General features: G+C 44.1%; 16 protein-coding genes. 9 read left to right on the top strand and 7 right to left on the bottom strand.

All coding sequences use genetic code 11. The annotated features are described in order from the left end of the window. Positions 1 to 29 precede the first annotated feature (29 nt). The 3 genes from bamB (at position 30) to NFS34_RS00570 (ending at position 4640) form a co-directional block, all read left to right on the top strand. Entirely contained in the window at positions 30 to 1229 is a 1200-nt protein-coding gene (gene bamB, locus NFS34_RS00580) for an outer membrane protein assembly factor BamB (RefSeq protein ID WP_251357895.1), read from the top strand. Positions 1230 to 1258: 29 nt separating this feature from the next. Continuing rightward, complete coding sequence (gene der, locus NFS34_RS00575; RefSeq protein ID WP_251357894.1) at positions 1259 to 2659, top strand: ribosome biogenesis GTPase Der; 1401 nt, start codon at positions 1259 to 1261, stop codon at positions 2657 to 2659. Between the two features lie 232 nt (positions 2660 to 2891). Beyond that, entirely contained in the window at positions 2892 to 4640 is a 1749-nt protein-coding gene (locus NFS34_RS00570) for a mechanosensitive ion channel family protein (RefSeq protein WP_251357893.1), read from the top strand. A gap of 4 nt (positions 4641 to 4644) precedes the next feature. Here the strand turns inward: NFS34_RS00570 and xseA are convergent, their stop codons facing one another. After that, positions 4645 to 6009, bottom strand: coding sequence for an exodeoxyribonuclease VII large subunit (xseA, locus tag NFS34_RS00565; protein WP_251357892.1), 1365 nt, complete (start codon positions 6007 to 6009; stop codon positions 4645 to 4647). A gap of 166 nt (positions 6010 to 6175) precedes the next feature. Between xseA and guaB the strand changes: the two genes are divergently transcribed. The 4 genes from guaB to NFS34_RS00545 all read left to right on the top strand — a co-directional run bounded on the left by guaB (position 6176) and on the right by NFS34_RS00545 (position 12853). Next, positions 6176 to 7636, top strand: a complete 1461-nt coding sequence (gene guaB, locus NFS34_RS00560; RefSeq protein WP_251357891.1) for an IMP dehydrogenase — start codon at positions 6176 to 6178, stop codon at positions 7634 to 7636. Between the two features lie 240 nt (positions 7637 to 7876). Next, positions 7877 to 9448 (top strand): glutamine-hydrolyzing GMP synthase, encoded by a 1572-nt coding sequence (guaA, locus tag NFS34_RS00555; protein WP_251357890.1) that lies wholly within the window; start codon positions 7877 to 7879, stop codon positions 9446 to 9448. Between the two features lie 156 nt (positions 9449 to 9604). Further along, a complete protein-coding gene (gene tadA, locus NFS34_RS00550) occupies positions 9605 to 10081 on the top strand; it encodes a tRNA adenosine(34) deaminase TadA (protein ID WP_251357889.1) in 477 nt (158 codons plus the stop codon). 213 nt (positions 10082 to 10294) lie between these two features. After that, positions 10295 to 12853: a bifunctional aspartate kinase/diaminopimelate decarboxylase gene (locus NFS34_RS00545; RefSeq protein WP_251357888.1), complete on the top strand. Its 2559-nt coding sequence runs from the start codon at positions 10295 to 10297 to the stop codon at positions 12851 to 12853. Between the two features lie 66 nt (positions 12854 to 12919). On the opposite strand, the gene NFS34_RS00540 is transcribed toward NFS34_RS00545, so the two are convergent. The 5 genes from NFS34_RS00540 to NFS34_RS00520 all read right to left on the bottom strand — a co-directional run bounded on the left by NFS34_RS00540 (position 12920) and on the right by NFS34_RS00520 (position 18591). Then, positions 12920 to 13117, bottom strand: a complete 198-nt coding sequence (locus NFS34_RS00540) for a hypothetical protein (protein WP_251357887.1) — start codon at positions 13115 to 13117, stop codon at positions 12920 to 12922. Positions 13118 to 13161: 44 nt separating this feature from the next. Then, a complete protein-coding gene (locus NFS34_RS00535; RefSeq protein ID WP_376707946.1) occupies positions 13162 to 15942 on the bottom strand; it encodes a valine--tRNA ligase in 2781 nt (926 codons plus the stop codon). A 115-nt stretch (positions 15943 to 16057) separates the two neighbouring features. Next, the gene (locus NFS34_RS00530) at positions 16058 to 16597 is read right to left on the bottom strand and encodes a class I SAM-dependent methyltransferase (RefSeq protein ID WP_251357885.1); all 540 of its coding nucleotides are present in this window, start codon (positions 16595 to 16597) and stop codon (positions 16058 to 16060) included. 36 nt (positions 16598 to 16633) lie between these two features. Continuing rightward, complete coding sequence (locus tag NFS34_RS00525) at positions 16634 to 17062, bottom strand: DNA polymerase III subunit chi (RefSeq protein ID WP_251357884.1); 429 nt, start codon at positions 17060 to 17062, stop codon at positions 16634 to 16636. 29 nt (positions 17063 to 17091) lie between these two features. Next, complete coding sequence (locus tag NFS34_RS00520) at positions 17092 to 18591, bottom strand: leucyl aminopeptidase (RefSeq protein ID WP_251357883.1); 1500 nt, start codon at positions 18589 to 18591, stop codon at positions 17092 to 17094. A gap of 135 nt (positions 18592 to 18726) precedes the next feature. On the opposite strand from NFS34_RS00520, the gene lptF reads away from it, so the two are divergent. Both lptF and lptG read left to right on the top strand, forming a co-directional pair. Then, on the top strand, positions 18727 to 19872 hold the full coding sequence (gene lptF / locus NFS34_RS00515; RefSeq protein ID WP_251357882.1) for an LPS export ABC transporter permease LptF: 1146 nt from the start codon (positions 18727 to 18729) through the stop codon (positions 19870 to 19872). After that, the gene (lptG, locus tag NFS34_RS00510) at positions 19869 to 20933 is read left to right on the top strand and encodes an LPS export ABC transporter permease LptG (protein ID WP_251357881.1); all 1065 of its coding nucleotides are present in this window, start codon (positions 19869 to 19871) and stop codon (positions 20931 to 20933) included. The genes lptF and lptG overlap by 4 nt, the downstream gene beginning before the upstream one ends. A gap of 42 nt (positions 20934 to 20975) precedes the next feature. On the opposite strand, the gene NFS34_RS00505 is transcribed toward lptG, so the two are convergent. Then, complete coding sequence (locus NFS34_RS00505; RefSeq protein ID WP_251357880.1) at positions 20976 to 21440, bottom strand: RDD family protein; 465 nt, start codon at positions 21438 to 21440, stop codon at positions 20976 to 20978. Between the last annotated feature and the right edge of the window lie 94 nt (positions 21441 to 21534).

Genomic DNA, 21534 nt, shown 5'->3' with positions numbered 1-21534 from the left:
TCGAACTGACACTTTCGTAGGAAAAATCTATGTCACACAAAAAGAATAAAGCTCATTGGTTAAAATCCTTAACTTTAGCAAGCTCAATTGCTTTGCTGGCAGCTTGTGCTGATGCTCCTTTGAATGAGCCAACCGAGTTAGCGGATATTGAGGAAAAATTTGAGCTGGATCGTCAATGGCGAGAAGTCATTGGTAATAGTGATGATGGTCAGTTTAATAGTCTAATCCCGGCGATTTGGCAAGATAAAATCATTACCGCTGATCCTACGGGTTTAGTTACTGCTTACGATAAAGTTAGCGGTGATTTGTTGTGGGAAAAAGAGTTCGGGCTGGAATTATCCGGCGGCGTAACTGCTAATGGTGGGGTGATTGCTTTAGGAACTAAAAACGCTGAAGTGATTTTGCTCGACGTTAATGATGGCTCCGAGCAGTGGAAAGTTGAAGTCTCTAGTGAAGTATTAGCACCGCCAGCGATTGATAGCGGCAAAGTAGTGGTTCGGACTGCCGATGGTCGTATTTTTGGCTTGGATATTACTAGCGGTAAGCAGCTATGGTTTTACGATAGGGTTTTGCCAAAGCTGACTTTACGCGGAACTTCCAGTCCAGTGGCAATTGGTGGTATTGCGGTATCAGGTTTTGCTAACGGTAAAATCGCGACTTTCAATATTGAAAACGGTGATTTGCTATGGGAACAGCGCCTTTCGACTCCTCGCGGTAGTTCGGATATTTCGCGAATTGTTGATGTTGACGCAAGTCCAGTGATTTATGGTAGCAACTTATATGCAGCAGGCTTTGATGGCTATGCGATTGCTTTGGACTTACAAAATGGTCGTTTTTTATGGCGCCATTCGACATCAGTTCTGCGCGATCCTTTAGTAGATAGTCTAAAAGTGTATTTGATTAATACGGACGGTGAAGTGGAAGCTTTGGATCGCCAATCGGGCGACCCCGTTTGGAAATCAGAAGCTTTGAAATACCGTAACTTAACCGCTGCTGCGGATAATGGTAATACTATTGTGGTAGGCGACTTTGAAGGCTATTTACACTGGCTGGATAAAGCTACTGGCGAAATCGTCGCTCGAACTCACCTTGATGATTATGGTGTTGCCGGTACTCCTATCGTTACTCCTGAGATGATCTATGCCACCAGTCGCTACGGCTATTTATATGCCTTTAAGAATCCTAATTTTAAGCCTATCGATACTGAAGCTGTAATGGATTCGGAATAGGTTATTGCTAATACTTCGGTACCTCTAATATGTTACCCGTAATCGCCTTGGTTGGCCGCCCTAATGTCGGCAAATCGACACTCTTTAATCGACTCACAAAATCTCGTGATGCCTTGGTAGCGAACTTACCAGGGCTTACCCGCGATCGTCAGTATGGACAGGCGACTTTAAAAGGTCAAAAGTTCATTGTGGTCGATACCGGAGGTATTGCTGGGGATGAAGAAGGTATCGACGGCTTGATGGCGGAACAATCACTACAAGCGATTAATGAAGCCGATATTGTTTTATTTTTAGTCGATGCTCGCACTGGCATGACCGGTGCGGATGAATTCGTTTCTGAGCATTTGCGTCGTCAAAATAAGCCAGTCTTGATGCTAGTCAATAAAGTTGATGGTGTGCACGAAGAAGCGGCCATGGCTGAATATTATAGTTTGGGTTATGAGCACGTCTTGCCGCTGGCTGCGGCTCATGGTCGCGGCGTCAATAATGTAATTGACAATATTTTTGAGCAACTTGAGCTAGCAGAACTCGATCCTGATGCAGAGCCCGAAGACACCGCGCAAGGCGTCAAATTATCGATTGTTGGCCGTCCAAACGTCGGTAAATCTACCTTGGTAAACCGCTTCTTGGGTGAAGATCGGGTGGTGGTTTACGATATGCCTGGAACCACTCGCGACTCGATATATATCGAAATGGAACGCCGCGATAAAAATTATACTTTGATCGATACGGCGGGGGTACGTCGTCGTGGCAAGGTTAAAGAAGCGGTAGAAAAGTTTTCGGTGTTAAAAACCTTACAAGCCATTAATGACTCGAATGTTGCCATTATGGTGATGGATGCGCGTGAGCCGATCACCGATCAGGATTTAAGTTTGATTAGTTATATTGTTGATGCCGGCCGCTCGATGGTGATTGCCATTAATAAGTGGGATGGCATGACAGAAGAGGATCGTGATGAAGTTAAGCAAGAAATCGATCGTCGCTTAGGTTTTATTGATTTTGCCAAGATTCATTTTATCTCTGCGCTACATGGCTCAAACGTTGGTCATTTGTGGGAATCTGTAGATGAAGCTTGGGAGTCAGCACAAGTCGAAATGACTGCTTCGCAGTTGACCAAGCTGCTCGAAGAAGCCTATGAAAAACATCAGCCGCCGATGATTAAAGGTCGTCGAGTGAAACTACGCTATGCCCATCCGGGTGGCCATAACCCGCCCATTATCGTGATTCACGGTACTGCTTGTTCTAAGTTGGGTGATAGTTATAAACGCTATTTGATCAACTTCTTTAGGAATAAACTAAAATTGATTGGCACCCCCATTAGACTAGAACTTAAAGAGGGTGATAATCCCTTTAAAGGTCGTAAAAACGAAATTACCCGCCGACAAAGACTCAAACGTAAAAGAGCCATTAAAAAATTTGGTAAAAAGTAGTTGTTTTAATGGATTAAGTTGCAGCATCAGTCCTGCTCATTTCTGTTCTATCGCTTTGTTAAAGTTTATTTCATGATCGACTATGGCGCGTGCTTATGCCGAGCAATTGGTCAAATCTTCAAAAATGTGTAAGATATTTCTAAGGAAGCTTTCAGTTGATAGGCTTCTGGCTGTATTGGCGTACCTACGGGTTGAGCTTAAATTGAAGAGTTAATTAGCCAAGGAAGTTTTTATGCTCGAATCTATTCGCAATTGTTTGTTATCACTTTTGTTCTTCAACTTGCTTGTTGTCGCTTACCCACTCAGTGCTGCTAGCCAAGATATTCCTTATAAAACCAAAAAAAAAGTAGAAGAAGTCGATACTACAGATGAAATTAGTAGTGATGTTGAGCAGATCAATAACTTGACTCAGCAGCTAAACCTGCGCATTGAAGACTTTAGACGTCTTAGTAATGAACTAAAGAAAGCTCCCAAATCGGATCAAGATATTTTTATGTATCGCCGTGATACGGTCGGCTTTAGATTGTTGCAAGATCTTGGTGCGCTGGCTAAAGCCGCAGCCAAACTTCCAGAAGATAGCGAGTTACGCCAAGCGGTCGCTGAGCGTTTCGGTAACGAATTTTCAGATGTTCCTGACTTGATCTTTGAGCGTTCGTCAGAATTAAGTATGTTAATTGATGAAATGACTACCAAGCTGCAAACCCTAACAGGTTCGGAGCGTTTTTTGATGGAAGCCTACTTGTCTGCTCTAAAAGACGTTCGTATTCAGGCTTATCAAGCAGCTGCGGACTTGATCGAAGATAGGAAGTCGTTAGGGCTGCCAGCGACGGACTTAAAAGAAAAGCTCGCTCGAATATTGTTCTTAAACGCCGAAACCTTAGTTGGCCGAATTAAGTTTGCTAATTCCGCTTCTGAAAAATTAGCCAATCAGCTGCAACAAGATTCTACTAATACTGATTTATCGGCGACTATAAATCAATTCAATACCATGAGTAGTGAAGATCTGGAGCGATTACAAAAGGTTTCTGACGTTCTAGAAAAATTAGGTCAGAATACATCCAGCTACAAATCCGTACTATTGCAAGAAGGCGGCACTATTTCCGTAAGTGATATTGAAAGTGACATTTTGGTTGATTTGATGAGTGAAAGTTGGCAGTCGACCCGCCAATATTTTGTTAATAAAGGCCCTGACTTATTATTTAATGTTTTTATTTTTATTCTGGTGATATTTGTCTTTCGAGCACTAGGAAAAGCGGTTAAGCGAGGCATGATAGCCGCTAGTGAGCGCTCCAAACGGCAAGTTTCAACCCTAATGAAAGATACCCTGTCTTCGCTCGCCAGTGGCATGATAATGCTGGTGGGTATTTTTATTGCTTTATCGCTGGTAGGGATCTCCTTAGCACCGATGTTAGCCGGTTTAGGGGTTGCTGGCTTTATCGTGGGTTTTGCACTGCAAGAAACCCTAGGTAATTTTGCCGCCGGTGGTATGATCATTTTGTACCGGCCTTATGATGTGGACGATTTTGTCGAAGTAGCAGGTGTGTCTGGATTGGTTAAGAAAATGAGCTTGGTTTCTACTACCATTACGACTTTTGATAACCAAACCTTAGTGATCCCAAACAATAAGATCTGGGGTGATGTGATCAAAAATGTGACAGCCCAAAAAGTCCGCCGCGTTGATATGGTGTTTGGTATTGGCTATGACGATGATATTGAGCATGCAGAAAAAGTTTTGCATGAAATTTTGGATGAACACGAACAGGTGTTAAAAAAGCCAGAGCCGAATATTCGTTTGCATGAACTAGGGGATTCTTCGGTTAATTTTATTGTGCGCCCTTGGGTTCGCACTACTGACTATTGGGAAGTTTATTGGGACGTGACCCGAGAAGTGAAAATGCGCTTTGATAAAGAGGGCATCTCAATCCCGTTCCCACAAAGGGATGTGCATTTATATCGAGAAGATGAAGCAGCAGAAGAATAAGCTCTTAGTCACCGTCATGACCCTTGATTAGACTGATTATTTCCCCATCTGCAAACTTCGTTGTTAAGCGTTTTGCTTTTTGCGCTTGTTTTACTGAGGTTAGAGGTTTGCCTGATTCATTTTCAGTAATGGTATAGCCGCGTTTCAGGGTCGCTAAAGGACTAAAATCATTGAGCTGTTGCATGGACAGCGCCATTTGTTGTTGCTTGTCTTTGAGCAGGGCTTTAAATGCTGCTATCAACTGGTCTTTGCTTAGAGCCAAATCGTCTTTTTTTTGCTCTAACTCAAATTGCGGATCAAAAGCTTGTAGTCGGTAATTTAAGTCGATTAAATCACTGGAGCTTTCGGTTATCAGCTCCCTAAAAGCGACTAATAAGTTTTGGGTTAGCTCTCGGAGTTCAGCGCGGCTTTCAATTAGAGTTTGTTTGGGGTGGACAATTTGCGCCGTTAACCGATCGAGTAACGCTTGAGTCACTTCAAGTTTATGCTGAGTTTCATTAACCAGACGCCTTTTGAGCTGATTAAGTTGTTGACGATAGTCGGATTGATCAGGCACCAGTAACTCAGCGGCGGCTGATGGCGTTGGTGCGCGTAAATCGGCCACCATATCGCTGATGGAGATATCTACTTCATGCCCAACTGCGGAAACCATCGGTAATTCGCTGGCAAAGATAGCTTCGGCTAAGGCTTCATCATTAAAACACCACATATCCTCTAGCGAGCCGCCACCACGAGTAACCAGCAGCACATCACAAATATTATCTTGATTAGCTTTTTCGATTTGCTGAATGAGATTAGCTGCCGCTTTATCACCTTGTACCAAGCTGGGGTAAATGATTACGGGCACTTGCGGCATACGGCGCTTAAGCACCGTTAGAACGTCCCTGATAGCTGCGCCACTGGCGGAAGTTACGATGCCAATTTTCTGAGGCACTTTGGGGATCGGCTTTTTACGCGCTGAATCGAATAAGCCTTTAGCTTTGAGCTTTTCTTTGAGCCGATTAAAGGCCACTTGTAGTGCGCCTTCGCCAGCAGGCTCAATATATTCGCCAATCAGCTGTAGATCACCGCGCGGCTCATACAGGCTTAATTTTGCTCGAATTAGCACCTGTTGACCATCTTCCGGGGTAAAGCGTGCTGCGCGGTTACGATTTTTGAAAATGGCGCATTTGAGCTGGGCATTGCTGTCTTTTAGCGTGAAATACCAGTGGCCAGAAGCAGGTTGCATAAAATTGGAAATTTCACCCGTTATCCAGATTTGGCCAATTTCACGCTCTAGTTGACGGCGAATGGTCAGGGCCATTTCAGAAACGGAAAAGACTTTTCTAGTTTCTTTTGGTTCTTGCGGCTGTAAAAGTGGCTGGATCATAATCTATAAGGTTATTTAAATGGGCCTAAATTTGTCGATTATTTTTGTTTACCTAGTATTAACTAAAAAGGTATAATAACGCGCTTCATCAAGCCAGAGCGGCCTAATTCAGGGCGAAAAGCTGGCAAATAATACGTGGTAACCCCATGTTAATAGGGTAAATAATATGCGCATTATAGAGGAAGCTCTAACCTTTGACGACGTTTTATTAGTACCGGGTCATTCGACCGTACTACCTGCGGATGCGGACTTACGCACCCAAATCACGCGCGACTTTTCTTTGAATATTCCTTTAGTTTCCGCCGCTATGGATACGGTAACCGAAGCGCGTTTGGCGATCGCTTTGGCGCAAGAGGGTGGCATTGGTTTTATTCATAAAAACATGACCATCGAAGAACAGGCGGCCAATGTCCGTCGCGTTAAGAAATTCGAAAGCGGTATTGTTAAAGATCCTATTACCATTCCACCGAATACCACCATTGGCGAAGTTAAAGCTATGACTGAGCGTCATGGAATTTCAGGTATGCCAGTGGTTGATGGCGATCAGCTTGTGGGGATTGTGACTAACCGCGATATTCGTTTTGAGACCAATCTTGAGCAGCCTATCTCGAATGTGATGACGCCGAAAGAGCGTTTGGTCACGGTTAAAGAGAATGCTTCTAACCAAGAAGTTTTAGAGAAATTACACAAGCACCGTATTGAAAAGGTCTTGGTGGTGGATGATGCTTTCGATTTAAAAGGTTTGATCACCGTTAAAGATATTCGTAATGCTGAAAACAAGCCAAATGCTTGTAAAGATCGTGAAGGCCATTTGCGCGTTGGTGCGGCAGTCGGCACTGGTGTCGATACCGAAGATCGAGTGGAAGCTCTGATCGAAGCAGGCGTTGATATTATTCTGGTGGACACTTCGCACGGTCACTCACAAGGCGTGTTAGACAAGGTGAAGTGGGTTAAACAAAAGTATTCTCATAAGCAAGTTATTGGCGGCAATATTGCTACTGCTGCCGGTGCTCGTGCGCTAGTTGACGCTGGCGCTGATGCAGTAAAAGTTGGTATTGGTCCAGGTTCGATTTGTACCACTCGTATCGTAACTGGCGTTGGTGTTCCGCAAATTTCGGCAATCTCCAACGTAGCCCGCGAGCTAAAAGGCTCTGGTGTTCCTTTTATTGCCGATGGCGGTGTGCGCTTCTCTGGTGATATTTGTAAAGCTTTAGCTGCAGGCGCTTATTGTGTGATGGTAGGCTCCATGTTGGCCGGTACCGAAGAAGCTCCAGGCGAAGTAGAGCTGTATCAAGGCCGCTCCTATAAGTCGTATCGTGGCATGGGTTCGCTTGGCGCAATGAACCAAAAAAACAGTTCGGCGGATCGTTATTTTCAAAGCTCCAATGCTGCCGATAAACTGGTTCCAGAAGGCATCGAAGGGCGAGTACCCTACAAAGGTGCTATGAACCAGATTATTCATCAGATGATGGGTGGTTTGCGCTCAAGTATGGGCTTGACCGGTTGCGCAACTATTGACGAAATGCGTAATAAAGCGGAGTTTGTGCGAGTAACGAATGCGGGCATGAGTGAGAGCCATGTGCATGATGTGACCATAACTAAAGAAGCTCCGAACTACCGTCGATAAGCGGCTAAAATTGGGCGATTTCTTTGTTAAATTTTAAATCGGTCATGCTCATTTACTAAAAGTAAACTGCGCAGCCTCTTTAAAATTTGCCGCGAACTCACACAATTTTATTGCTTCTCGGTATCGGATATTTTTTGAGAAGTGTAAGGATAGAAGTGAAATAGAAAGAACCGCAGTGAGGCTGCGGTTTTTTGATTTAAGATTTTTAACTGTGAAATAACCGAAATAAAGGTAAAGCTGATGCAAGCGAATATTCATGATCATCGAGTTCTAATTTTAGATTTTGGTTCTCAATATACTCAATTGATTGCACGCCGTGTGCGTGAGATTGGGGTTTATTGTGAGTTGGTGCCTTTCGACATTAGTGATGAATTTATTCGTGAATTTAACCCTAAAGGGGTTATTCTTTCCGGCGGTCCTGAATCGGTCATGGGCGATAATACGCCACGCGCGCCGCAACTAATATTTGAATTAGGCGTACCAGTATTGGGTATTTGCTATGGTATGCAAACTATGGCGCATCAGTTTGGTGGTCGTGTTGGCTCTTCGGAAAAACGTGAGTTTGGTTATGCTGAAGTCATCGCGACTGACAATGTGCTATTTAAAGGGATTGAAGATCGTATCGAAGGCAGCAAAGCTATCCTTGATGTTTGGATGAGTCATGGTGATAAGGTGCATGAAGTACCAACTGATTTTGACATTATTGCATCGAGTGATAATGCGCCGATTGCAGCAATGGCGCACCAAGAAAAACCTTTTTATGGTATTCAATTTCACGCCGAGGTGACTCACACCAAACAAGGTGGTCGTATTTTAGAGCGCTTTGTTTCGGATATTTGCGGCTGTGAAAAATTGTGGACATCGGCCAATATTATTGACGATGCGATTGAACAAATTAAACAGCAAGTTGGCGATGAAGAAGTGGTATTAGGTTTATCTGGCGGTGTAGATTCATCAGTTACCGCAATGCTACTGCACAGAGCCATCGGTGATAAGTTAACCTGCGTATTTGTTGATAATGGTTTGCTGCGTTTAAACGAAGGCGATCAGGTGATGGATATGTTTGCAGGCAAGTTTGGCCTAAATATTATTCGGGTTGATGCTGAAGATAGGTTTTTAGGTGAGTTAAAGGGCGTTGATGAGCCAGAAGCTAAACGTAAAATTATCGGTAAAGTGTTTGTTGATATTTTTGATGAAGAATCGAAAAAATTGGTGAATGCTAAATGGCTAGCACAGGGTACTATTTACCCTGACGTAATCGAATCCGCTGGCGCTAAAACGGGTAAAGCCCATGTGATTAAATCGCACCATAATGTCGGCGGTCTGCCCGAGGATATGGAGCTTAAATTAGTAGAGCCATTGCGTGAATTGTTTAAAGATGAAGTACGCAAAATTGGTCTGGAGTTAGGCTTGCCGTATGACATGCTCTATCGCCACCCATTCCCGGGCCCAGGCCTTGGGGTGCGTATCTTGGGTGAAGTGAAAAAGGAATATGCGGATTTATTGCGTAAAGCCGATGCCATCTTTATTGAAGAGTTGTACAAGCACGACCTGTACCATAAAACCAGTCAATCTTTTACCGTCTTCTTACCAGTGCGTTCGGTGGGAGTCATGGGCGATGGCCGTAAATACGATTATGTAGTGGCTTTGCGTGCAGTAGAAACGATTGATTTTATGACTGCGCGGTGGGCGCACTTGCCTTACGAGTTCTTAGAGCTGGTTTCTGGTCGAATTATCAATGAGGTGGATGGGATATCCCGTGTAACATACGATATATCCAGTAAACCCCCAGCAACTATTGAGTGGGAATAGAATTTATTTGATTAAAAATGTCTTTTGCAGATTCTAGTGCGTTAATAACCTACTCAATCGGTCATGTACTAAGTGTACACTCCCTCTTTGCGCGGTTTTTTGCCTTCTATAATCTACAAAATCCTATTTTTCCTCTAAATAAATTAACTTAATTCAATGGACGACTTTTCTCATACTGACCATCAATTTATGCAGCGGGCGTTGGAGCTGGCAGCTTTAGCTGAAGGCAAGGGAGAGGTGCCAGTGGGCGCTGTCTTGGTTAAGGATGATAAGATTATTGCGGAAGGTTTTAATCAGCCGATCTTAAATCACGATCCTTCTGCTCATGCTGAGATAATCGCTTTGCGTCAAGCGGGTAACAAGCTGCAAAATTACCGCTTAGTGGATACCACCCTATACGTCACACTTGAACCCTGCGCTATGTGTGCAATGGCTTTGGTACATGCCCGAGTTAGTCGCGTGGTGTTCGCTACTAGTGATCCGCGAACAGGGGCGGCAGGTTCGGTATTGAATATCTTGCAACAGAATGAGTTTAATCATCAGTGTCAATTGGAGTCAGGTTTGATGCATCAAGAGGCAAGTGAGCAACTAAAGACTTTTTTTAAAAACAAGCGCTTCAAATTGAAATCATAAAAATATCATTGACATCTGGTTTTGATAAATTAGACTAAAGCCATGAACTTGAACTGTATCCAAGCAAAGAAAAGCGTTAAGAAGACACTAAAACCTAGTGTCTGGATTTCCTGTGTTTGGTAGTTAAGCAAAAGATTTAAAAAACCCGCACAGGCTAATACCTCTGCGGGTTTTTTCGTATTGAAGATTAATTGAAATTAAGTAGGTAACAGCATGGGTATGCAAGCGCAATGGCAAGTTTTAAAATTTGGTGGAACCAGTGTTTCCAGTAAAAGCAACTGGCAAAATATTGCGAAGGTCCTTCAGCAAAAACAGGGTAACAATAATAAGCTATTAATAGTGCATTCGGCCTTAAGCGGAGTTTCGAATCAACTTGAAGTCTTATTGGAAGTAGCTACTCGAGGTGATAGTGACAAGTTTGAATACGGATTTGAGCAGCTGGTCAAACAACACCAAAGTTTAATTCAGGAGTTAGGATTGTCTGAAAAGCTTTTGCAAGATAGCTATCAAAGCTTAAAAAAAATCTTTGACGGTATTATCTTGCTGGGTGAAGTCTCTGATCGGATGAAAGCGAGCGTTATGGCGCAGGGTGAGCTTTGGGCAACTAAAATTGGACATGCATACCTGAACATTCTTTTTGCGGGGAAGGTTTATTGGCTGGATGCGCGTGAGCATTTAACAAGCCACTCGGATGATGACTACTTGGCCGTAACTTGCGATTATCAGCCGGATGCAACATTGCAGGCAGCTGTTAAGACTAGTGAATTAGTGATTACTCAAGGCTTTATCGCCAGTAACGAAAACGGTGAAACGGTGCTTACTGGACGGGGTGGCTCCGATACTTCGGCGGCTTATTTTTCGGCTAAGTTGTTAGCTCAGCGACTGGAAATCTGGACTGATGTTGAAGGTATCTTTACCGCTAATCCTAATCAAATTCAAAATGCTCGCTTGCTTAATCAATTGCATTACAACGAAGCGCAAGAGATGGCGTCTGCTGGCGCTAAGGTGTTGCATCCAAGTGCTATTCGGCCAGTGCGCGATTCGCAAATCCCGACTTTTATTCGCCCAACCTTACACCCTGAAATTGAAGGTACTAAAATCCACAATATGGAAACCAATAAAGGGATTGTCAAAGCCATTACTGCCAAGCAAGGGGTAACTCTGATCTCAATGGAGAGTCAGGGTATGTGGCAACAAGCCGGTTATTTGGCGGATTTATTTCAAATCTTCAAAAAACACCAAGTATCGATAGATCTGGTTTCGACTTCAGAAACCAATGTAACGGTGACTTTAGACTGTTTGACCCAAGTCATTAGCCAAAAACGGTTGACAAAACTAACCACGGATTTAACCAAAATTTGTCGCGTAACTGTGATGGAAAATTGTTCTGCGGTTTCAATCGTCGGGCAAAATGTGCGTGCTATTTTGCATAAAATTGCGCCGGCATTAAATATTTTTGAAACTTATCCTGTGTATTTATTATCGCAAGCCGCTTCGGATCTCAATTTAACCTTTGTTATCGATAGCGATTATTGCGACAAGGTAATTGCTTCTTTGCATGAACTGTTAATTTCTAACAATCCCAACAGCGCTATTTTAGGGCCAACTGTTGCGGAGCTGCACAAAAAAGAAGTGGCAACTGAGGATAAGTGGTGGCAAAACCAGCAGCAAGTAATTCAGCAGATCTTGTCACAACAGGATAACGCCTACCTGTATCAGCAGCAGCAAATTGAAAAGAATATTCGTAATATCAAAAGTGTAAATTCGGTGGATAGAGTGTTTTTTGCCGTTAAAGCTAATAACAACCAAGCCGTATTGCAGACTGTGTATCAGCAAGGATTGGGCTTTGAAGCAGTCTCGATTGATGAAATTCGCTGGCTGCTGGAACTGCTTCCAGAGATGGATCGACAAAGAATTTTTTATACCCCAAATTTCGCCAGTAAGACTGAGTATCAAGACGCTTTAGAGCTGGGTGTTATCTTATCACTCGACAGTAGCTATCCATTAATTGAGTGGCCAAGCTTGTTTGCCAAAAAAAGAATTTTCCTTCGAGTCGATCCTAACATTGGTAAGGGCCATCATGAAAATGTACGAACCGCTGGAGCCACTTCTAAGTTTGGTATTCCCATTAATGAATTGGAGCAGGTTAAAACCATTTGCGAAAGACAAGAAATTGCGGTGACGGGCTTGCACGCACATGCCGGCAGTGGAATTTTAAGTCCTGAGCATTGGGCGGAACATGCTCGCTTATTAGCAGATTTAGCGCAACAGTTTGCACAAGTAAAATACTTAAATTTAGGTGGTGGTTTTGGTATTAAAGAAAAAGATGAGCAACAAGAGCTTAATTTAGGGCAGGTTAACCAAGCGCTATCAGCAGTCAAATCTGAATACCCTAGCTACGAATTTTGGATTGAACCGGGGCGCTATTTGATTGCTAATGCTGGTGTTTTGGTGGCAAGGGTTACCCAAGTAAAGCAAAAGCAAAACTATTATTATGTCGGGATTAATACGGGTATGAATTCATTAATGCGCCCAGCTTTATACGGTTCTTATCATCCAATTGTGAACTTTTCAAAGTTGTCAGCAGAAAAAAACAAGCTGGCGACTATCGTTGGTCCAATTTGTGAAAGTACCGATAAACTAGGTATAGAAATTCCGTTTCCAGAAACTCAAGAGGGCGATATTATTCTGATTGAAAATGCAGGGGCTTACGGCTATGTAATGAGCAATCAATATAATATGCGCAAGCCAGCGCAAGAATTTATGATTTAGGTTTATGGTCTAGGTTTATGGTCTAGGTTTGGGTTTTATAATTATTCGGAAATCGAATAGCGGTATTTAGTCTTGGTGGTAATGAAAATTAAATAACACTGGCAGAGAAGCTTTAAAGTCGAACGTAAGAGTTTGTCCGGCAGTAAGTTCAGGGCAAATTTCAGCTTTTTGATTTTTATCGAGTTTGAAAGTGCCATGGTGGTTGTTAGCTGTGGCTTTAGCAATTGGCGTTTTGCTTGGCGGCATGCCAGTTTGACAGGCCATTAAGCTGAAACTGCTAATCACTATTAGTAACCACAGCACTTTACTCATAAATTGTCTAAACTGGCGAGCTGCTCATTAATTTTACTAAGCTTCGACTCGACTTCGCTAAGCTTGGCTTTTTCTTTATCAACCACTGCTGCGGGTGCTTTATCCACAAAGTTAGGGTTAGCAAGTTTGCCACTGATGCGCGCTTGCTCTTTGCTAACTTTTTCCAGCTCTTTACTAAGACGCGCCATTTCTTGCTCAACATCAATCAAGCCTGCCATTGGAATTAAGATTTCCATCTCGCCAGCTAAAGCGGTTGCCGACATGGGGGCTTGATCACCAGCATTGAGCCATTGGGTCGATTCAAGTTTAGCCAGCTTGCTAAGGAAGTTAGCGTAAAGCTCTAAACGCTGCTGATCTTGCTCGGAGCCATTTCGAAATAAAGCTTGCAAAGGTTTACCTGGGGCAATGTTCATTTCGCCACGAATATTGCGCACTCCAATAATCACTTTCTTAAGCCACTCAATATCTTTTTGCGAAGCTTCGTTGACCAATGTCGCGTCAAACTGCGGAAAACTTTGTAGCATAATGCTGTCGCTGTTGGCGCTTACTCCAGCTAAAGGCGCAACTTTTTGCCAAATTTCTTCGGTGATAAAAGGCATAAAAGGATGCAGTAAGCGTAATAGCTGCTCTAAAACCGTCACCAAAGTATGGCGAGTGCCACGTTTTTCTGCGGCAGAATAATCATCGCTATACAGAATAGGTTTGGAAAGTTCCAAGTACCAATCGCAATAGGTGTTCCAAGTAAATTCATACAGTGCATTGGATGCCATATCAAAACGGTAGCCGGCGATGGCTTTTTCAAATTGGTTAATGGTGTTTTGAAATTCGCTTAAAATCCAGCGATCGGCAAGACTCAATACCTTTTCCTCAGAACCTAGGCCGGTGTCTTGATCGTCGCTATTCATCATGACATAGCGAGCAGCGTTCCAAATTTTATTACAGAAATTCCGATAGCCTTCGACTCGGTTCAGGTCAAAATTGATATCGCGCGAAGTCGAAGCCATAGCGCAGAAGGTAAAACGCATTGCATCAGTACCGTAAGAGGCGATCCCTTCTGGGAATTGCTTACGGGTACGTTTGGCAATTTTCTCTGCGGCTTGCGGATTCATCATGCCGTAAGTACGTTTGCCAACTAATGCTTCTAATTCAATACCATCGATTAAGTCAATCGGATCGAGCACGTTGCCTTTGGATTTGGACATCTTCTGGCCTTGTTCATCGCGGATTAAACCGGTGATATAAATTTCCTTGAACGGAACCTTACCAGTAAATTTCAAGCCCATCATGATCATGCGGGCAACCCAGAAAAAGATAATATCAAAACCAGTTACCAACACATTGGTCGGCAAAAACGTCTCAAGCTCGGGTTTTTCTTCTGGCCATCCCAAAGTGGCAAAAGGCCATAGCGCTGAGGAAAACCAGGTGTCTAATACGTCCGGATCGCGGGTTAAGTTAATCTCACCTAAATTATGTTTTGCGCGCACCTCTTGTTCGCTACGACCCACATAAACTTTACCGTTAGGATCGTACCAAGCGGGGATTTGATGCCCCCACCAGAGCTGACGCGAAATGCACCAGTCTTGAATATTTTCCATCCAATGATAATAGGTATTTGACCAATTCTCTGGAACAAATTTAATATCACCATCTTTAACCGCCTGTAACGCAGGTTCAGCTAAGGGCGCAATTTTTACATACCATTGATCGGTTAAGTAGGGCTCGATCACCACACCAGAGCGATCACCTTTGGGTACCATCAATTTGTGCGGCTCAATTTTTTCTAATAAACCTAAAGTCTCAAAATCTGCAACGATTTTTTTACGCGCCTCATAACGATCCAGACCTTGATAGTCGCTAGGAGCATTGTCATTTAAATGGGCAGTTTTAGTTAAGATATTGATCATCGGCAGAGCATGACGTTGCCCCATCTCATAATCGTTAAAATCATGCGCTGGGGTAATTTTAACGCAACCCGAACCAAAATCTTTTTCCACATACTCGTCAGCAATGATGGGAATTTCACGCTCGGTTAATGGCAACTTAATCATTTTGCCAATCAAATCTTGGTAGCGCTCATCATCGGGATGTACCGCAACAGCGGTATCGCCAAGCATGGTTTCAGGGCGCGTGGTGGCGACCACTAAATGCCCTGAGCCATCAGCTAAGGGGTAGCGCAAATGCCATAAAGAACCGTTTTCTTCGTGTGATTCCACTTCCAGATCGGAAACCGCAGTTAATAACTTTGGATCCCAGTTCACCAGCCTTTGCCCGCGGTAGATCAAACCTTCTTCGAACAATTGGACAAAAACTTCGCGCACGGCGCCCGACAGATCCTCGTCCATGGTAAAGGCTTCGCGCGACCAGTCGCAGGAATCACCAAGTCGGCGCATCTGGCGAGTGATGGTGCCGCCAGACTCTTCTTTCCATTGCCATACTTTTTCGATGAATTTATCTCGCCCCAAATCGTGGCGGCTTATACTTTCAGCGCCCAACAAGCGCTCTACCACCATTTGAGTGGCTATCCCCGCATGATCGGTACCTGGCTGCCACAAGGTATTGTCGCCTTTCATCCGGTGGTAGCGTGTCAGCGCATCCATAATGGTATGTTGGAAGGCGTGTCCCATGTGCAAGCTGCCAGTGACATTGGGCGGTGGGATCATGATGCAGTAGCTATCTTGCCCAGCTTGGTTGCTGCTGTTCGAGGCAAAGTAGTTTTTTGCTTCCCATTGCTGATAAATATCTTGCTCAATAGCTTGTGGATCGTAAGCTTTATCCATGGTTTTGGCTGACATATAAGTTTCGCTAGGCTTGCTAAAGCCGAATTGGCGTAAAACCTTGAATTATAGCGCTTGCAGGGGATTTATCTAGCCTTTATTCGGATTCAGCAGCAAACTATTTTCGACAAATATAAATAAAGGCAGGCGGGGCATTTCGCAGCACAAATTTTAACTTATTATGACTGAAATATTGATTGATGAATTTTCGATCGTTGAGGCTATATTGATATTGAATAAAAATCCCGCCTGGCCTTAAGGCTTGGTGAATGGCGGTCATAAGCTCTTGCTTCATGGCATTTTTAAACAAGGTTAGCGGTAAGCAAGAGACAATGGCATCAACCGAGCCTGCGCTAAAATCGTTGCTGATCTCAAGCGCTGAGCGCTCCAAAATATCCAGCCTAGTATCATCAAAGTTTTGTTTTAGCAGCTTAATAAATTCTTGATTAATTTCATAACAACTCAGCTGTGCCGCTTGGTTTAAGTGTTGCAAGAGGCTTTTGGTGACGGCGCCATTGCCAGCCCCAAGCTCAATAATGGTTTGGGTGTCTTTTGGAATTAAGCGACTGATTTTACTGGCTAAAAATCGTGAGCTGGGGAAAAACGTACCGGTGCTTTTTAAGTTGCTGATAGCATTTTTAGTGAAAATACGGCTCATTAGCGGGTTTCTATAAGGCAATAGATGCTAGACGCATCAATGCTTCTGATGTTTCAAAGGATAGCCGTGGCTACGATAATATTTATACCGTAGACGGGCTTCTTCTTTGGCTTGGTCGTTATTCGGCACAATTTCAATACAGGTTAAGAAGTAGCTAAAGAAACTTTGCACTTGATCGCATAAGTTGATCAAGACGTCGTGCTGGTTTTCTGGCGGCTCGGTAAAACCAATTTGCACTGGTGGCGGCTTATTGGGGCCCTCGCCAACTAAGTTGTGCGGAATGAAATCACTCAGTTCTTGGCTCCATAGCCATTCGTCAATCGCTTCGGCTTGCTCTTGATCCTTAGCTTGGATATAGATTTTTCGAGATTGCCGATAATGCTCCTGAATGTGTTGGCCTATCAACTGTTGATAGGCCATATCACCTTCAGCGGACTCGAGAATGTGGAACTCTACGTTAGTCATGGTTTACGCTATTGAGTAAAGGTACGGATTCACGAGGCTTTATTGGCGCGATTAAGCACAATTTGACTCAATAAAGATACCGGACGCCCGGTTGCTCCTTTTTTAGCGCCACTTCGCCAAGCAGTACCGGCAATATCCAAATGTGCCCAACGGTATTTCTTGGTAAATTTTGACAAGAAGCAGGCTGCTGTAATAGTGCCAGCTGGACGCCCGCCTAGATTACTAAAATCTGCAAAGTTGGACTTTAATTGATCGTGATATTCGTCCCAAATGGGCAAGCGCCAAACGCGATCGTGAGTCATATCGGCGGCACTTTCAATTTCGTTTGCCAGCGGATTATTATTACTCATAAGGCCTGATGCTTGGTGTCCTAGGGCGATAATGACCGCACCGGTCAAGGTCGCAATATCAATCACTAACTCGGGATCGTATTTTTCGATATAAGTTAGCGCATCGCATAGCACCAAACGTCCTTCAGCGTCGGTATTTAAAATTTCTACTGTCTGGCCTGACAGGGTGGTAACTACATCGCCCGGACGGGTTGCGTTGCTAGCAGGCATATTTTCCGCTGCCGCTACAAAACCTACCACATTAATGGGCAACTTCATCTCGGCAACTGCTTTCATCAAGCCGAAAACCGAGGCAGCACCGCCCATATCAAACTTCATTTCGTCCATGGCCGCGCCAGGTTTTAGCGAAATACCGCCCGTATCAAAGGTAATGCCTTTGCCGACAAATACCAGCGGTTTATCATCTTTACCACCAGCCATATATTCCATCGCAATCATTTTGCCTGGCTGTTCGGAACCTTGTGATACCGAAACAAAAGCACCAGCGCCCATCGCTTTTAGTTCAGCTTCATCGAGCACATTGACCGAGAAGTTGTCGTAACTTTCAGCCAATTCTTGCGCGCATTCGGCTAAATAGGTTGGGTGGCAAATATTGCCGGGTAAGTTGGCTAGATCTTTGGTCAAGCTTTGACCTTTGCTAACGCCATTGGCATGTTCAATCGCCAATTCAGACTGGGTCAGATCCGCACGCGATTCGATTAAGAAGGTCATTTTCTTTAGCGGACGGCGAGCTTCAGACGTTTTACTTTTCAGCTGATCGAAGCGATACAAAGCATCGTTAGCGGCTTCAACGGCAAAACGTATTTTCCAATACAAATCTTGGTTCTTAACGTTTAACGTCACTAGTCCATTGACCGCGTCGCTGGTGCCAGTTTCATCCAAGATACGAATGATTTTGGCGGAGATCTTTTGGTATTTAGAAACTTCAAACTCACGCTCTTTGCCACAGCCGACGAGTAATATCCGATCACAGTTTAGGTTGGGAACCTTGTGCAGCAAAAGGGTTTGTCCCAACTTACCTTCCATGTCGCCGCTGCGAACGATAGTGCTTAAATAACTGTCACTGAGCTCATCGACGAGTTGTGCTTGAGCCGAAAGTTTTCTCGAGTCGAAGACGCCTAAGATCAAGCAGCCCGTTTTTTGTTTCTCGGCACTGCCGCTTTTAGCAAAGAATTCCATACATCACCTGCAAATTATTGATATTTGGTTATAATGGTCAAAGTTGGCTTAGTTTAACCGAAATTGGGATTAATGCCAGTTTCTATTGTCTTATCAAATTATATTAAAAACGCTTAAATTAGTAGGTTATAAAGTTTGATCATCAGTCGCTATCTGAATCGCGAAGTCTTTTCCAGCAGCAGTGCCATTTTAGGGATCTTGTTCGCGATCTTTATCAGCCAACGAGTGGTTCGTTATCTTGGCCAAGCTGCCAATGGCGATATTTCTGGCGTCATGGTATGGCAAATGGTGGGGCTCTTTTCGCCAGTTTTAATTGGTTTTTTGCTGCCTTTGGCTTTTTTCTTGGGTTGTTTACTGGCTTTTAGCCGCCTTTATGTGGATAACGAGATGGCGGTTTTGCGCTCTAGCGGCGTCAGCGAGTATCAATTGATTAGGATGTTATTACCGATTGCTGTTATCGTCGCCTTGATTGGCGGCGCGGTAACTTTATGGATTTCGCCTTGGGCCAATGAAATTACTTACCAATTGAGGGATAAACAGGCGAGTAAATTAGAGCTGAGCATGTTATCTCCGGGTCGTTTTCAAGTGTTTCAAGAGGGCACAGGGGTTGTTTATGTGGACGAAGCACCACAAACAACTGACTCGCCAAACCAACTGGGCAAGTTCTTCTTGGCTGAAGTGGTAGGTGAAGCCGGTACCAATAGCCGCTTGGTGACTGCCAACAGTGCCGAGCGCTTCTATGATCAAGAGTTGGATAAAAACTTTTTGCAGCTAAACGATGGTTTTGTTTACCAATTAGACGAGCAGGGGATGGTCCGTAAGCGTACCCAGTTTGAGCATTATTTTGCCCGACTCGAAGCTGAGCAAAGCATCGTTTCGCGACGTAAAATTTCAGCAACGCCAACGAGTCAGCTATGGAACACTCGGGACGGTTCCAGTTGGGCGGAGTTGCATTGGCGTTTGGCAGTACCTTTATCGGTGCCGTTTCTGCTGCTATTAGCCGTTCCTCTTAGTCGGGTACGACCGCGCGAAGGTAAATTCGCCAAGATTCTGCCAGCTCTGATGATTTATATCGGTTACGTCGTGTTTATTATTGTCTTTAGGCGCTGGATTGAAGATGAAAAACTATCCGGTTGGATTGGCTATATTCCAATTTATGCGGTGATGGCGTTAATTGGTGTGCGTTTGCTGTATCTACACAGCCGAGCCAATACTCACCGTAATAAGGGGCATAACAAAAACGGCGATCAAGACAAGACAGGGGGCGAGGCTAGCGCATGAATATCCTTCGCTTCTATGTGGGTAAGACCATTTTAACCACTTCGTTGATTACGCTGTTGGCATTGGCTTTGATCCGAATTTTATTCGCTCTTATCGATCAGATGAATGACTTTGGCAAAGGCGCTTATCAGTTTATGGATGGATTGGCCTATTCTTTAATGTTAGCACCTAAGTATATCTACGAGTTTTTCCCAATGGCCATCTTGATTGGTTGCATATCGGGGCTGGGTATCTTGGCTTCGCGTTCTGAATTAACGGTTATGCGAGCAGTCGGTAAAACCACCGGACAGATTATTGGCTCAGCCTTAAGTTATGGACTTATTTTGATTGCTTTGGCGATTTTCTTGGGTGAGTTTGTAGCCCCAAAAACCACAAAAGCTGCCGAAGATTTGCGAAATCGAGCCATTCATGGCGATCAATTTTTAAAAAGTAACCAAGGCTTGTGGCTTAAAGACGGTTTGCAGATGATCCGCCTTGATGAAGTATTGGGACAATCAAAATTAAAGGGCGTTACTATCTATCAGCTCGATTCCGATCAGCAACTTAGGCGTATCACCCAAGCCGCTTCAGCGACTCTAGTTGACGATGCTTGGCAGCTAGCTAATGGTCAACATCACTTGATTAGTGATGAACAGATCCAAGTTGAAAATTTTGATGCTTGGCATTGGAATACCAGTATTGCTTTGGAGCATTTGTCAGCGTTACGCCAAGATCCTGAAAATTTTAATCTGCTCAGCCTAAATGACTACCGCAATTATCTTAATGCCAATGGTCAGGATACCCAAGCTTACGATTTGGCTTTCTGGCGTAAAATTATCCAGCCACTGAGTACTGCTGTGATGATTTTACTTGCTGCATCCTTTATTTTTGGACCAATGCGTAGCGTTTCTATGGGAGCGCGGGTGTTAGTCGGCGTGGTGACAGGGTTGATTTATTTCTTTACTGTACGCGCTTTTGGCCCGGTGAGTTTAGTGTTTGGGTTGCCGGCCTTTTTGGGTGCTTTATTGCCGCCACTAATTTTTGCGGGCATTGCTTGGTACTTGCTTAAAAAAGCAGGTTAGCGACAGCAATTATCACCGTTCTGGTGGTCTCTATTACCGTCGTTATTTGTTTTGGGGATCGGGGAGCAACACCACTCGCGTACCGCTAAGCAAGTCATGCCAGCCGCGTTTTTGTGCATTAAATACACTCGATAAGATCCCTGCGCCAAAAATGGAAGCGATAGCTCTTAGCGTCGCTTGCGACCAGCTGACTTTAGTGCCGTCGGTTTTAACCAGCATCAACTTCCAAGCGCTCATGCCCACCGTTTGCCCTGTTTTAACGTGGTTGTAAACAAAGTACAACAAAACCAATAGCCAAGGGGTGATCATATAGTATTGATAAACGCTGGCATCTTTCCAGCTGGTATCGGCTAACCAATCTTGATTGCCGCCAATGAGCCAGCGGATAAGTGGCGAAGTGAAAGTGACCCATAAAAAATAGATGGCGATAGCAATCAAGGCGTCATAAAGCCAAGCGCCTAACTTTTTGCCCAGAGGGGCCGGCGTGGTAACTAAGGTTTCACTCATATTGTGCTACTGGTAAAAAGGCAGAAAGGGGTACCGATAGCCGCACATTGGCGCTAGCCATCAAAGCCCGCTAGTGTATCAAAAGCCGCTTGCT

Source organism: Kangiella sp. TOML190 (genome assembly GCF_023706045.1).
Classification (GTDB): Bacteria; Pseudomonadota; Gammaproteobacteria; order Enterobacterales; family Kangiellaceae; genus Kangiella.
Note: the sequence above shows the minus strand (reverse complement) of the source record. Positions and strands in the feature narration are given on the sequence as shown.

Bases quoted from the DNA above. Each gene is read 5' to 3' on its own strand.
- guaA (WP_251357890.1), top strand. From the start codon at position 7,877: ATGCAAGCGAATATTCATGATCATCGAGTTCTAATTTTAGATTTTGGT.
- NFS34_RS00525 (WP_251357884.1), bottom strand. From the start codon at position 17,062: ATGACTAACGTAGAGTTCCACATTCTCGAGTCCGCTGAAGGTGATATG.
- der (WP_251357894.1), top strand. From the start codon at position 1,259: ATGTTACCCGTAATCGCCTTGGTTGGCCGCCCTAATGTCGGCAAATCG.
- NFS34_RS00570 (WP_251357893.1), top strand. From the start codon at position 2,892: ATGCTCGAATCTATTCGCAATTGTTTGTTATCACTTTTGTTCTTCAAC.
- bamB (WP_251357895.1), top strand. From the start codon at position 30: ATGTCACACAAAAAGAATAAAGCTCATTGGTTAAAATCCTTAACTTTA.
- guaB (WP_251357891.1), top strand. From the start codon at position 6,176: ATGCGCATTATAGAGGAAGCTCTAACCTTTGACGACGTTTTATTAGTA.
- NFS34_RS00540 (WP_251357887.1), bottom strand. From the start codon at position 13,117: ATGGCCTGTCAAACTGGCATGCCGCCAAGCAAAACGCCAATTGCTAAA.
- NFS34_RS00535 (WP_376707946.1), bottom strand. From the start codon at position 15,942: ATGGATAAAGCTTACGATCCACAAGCTATTGAGCAAGATATTTATCAG.
- xseA (WP_251357892.1), bottom strand. From the start codon at position 6,009: ATGATCCAGCCACTTTTACAGCCGCAAGAACCAAAAGAAACTAGAAAA.
- NFS34_RS00505 (WP_251357880.1), bottom strand. From the start codon at position 21,440: ATGAGTGAAACCTTAGTTACCACGCCGGCCCCTCTGGGCAAAAAGTTA.
- NFS34_RS00545 (WP_251357888.1), top strand. From the start codon at position 10,295: ATGGGTATGCAAGCGCAATGGCAAGTTTTAAAATTTGGTGGAACCAGT.
- tadA (WP_251357889.1), top strand. From the start codon at position 9,605: ATGGACGACTTTTCTCATACTGACCATCAATTTATGCAGCGGGCGTTG.
- NFS34_RS00520 (WP_251357883.1), bottom strand. From the start codon at position 18,591: ATGGAATTCTTTGCTAAAAGCGGCAGTGCCGAGAAACAAAAAACGGGC.
- lptG (WP_251357881.1), top strand. From the start codon at position 19,869: ATGAATATCCTTCGCTTCTATGTGGGTAAGACCATTTTAACCACTTCG.
- NFS34_RS00530 (WP_251357885.1), bottom strand. From the start codon at position 16,597: ATGAGCCGTATTTTCACTAAAAATGCTATCAGCAACTTAAAAAGCACC.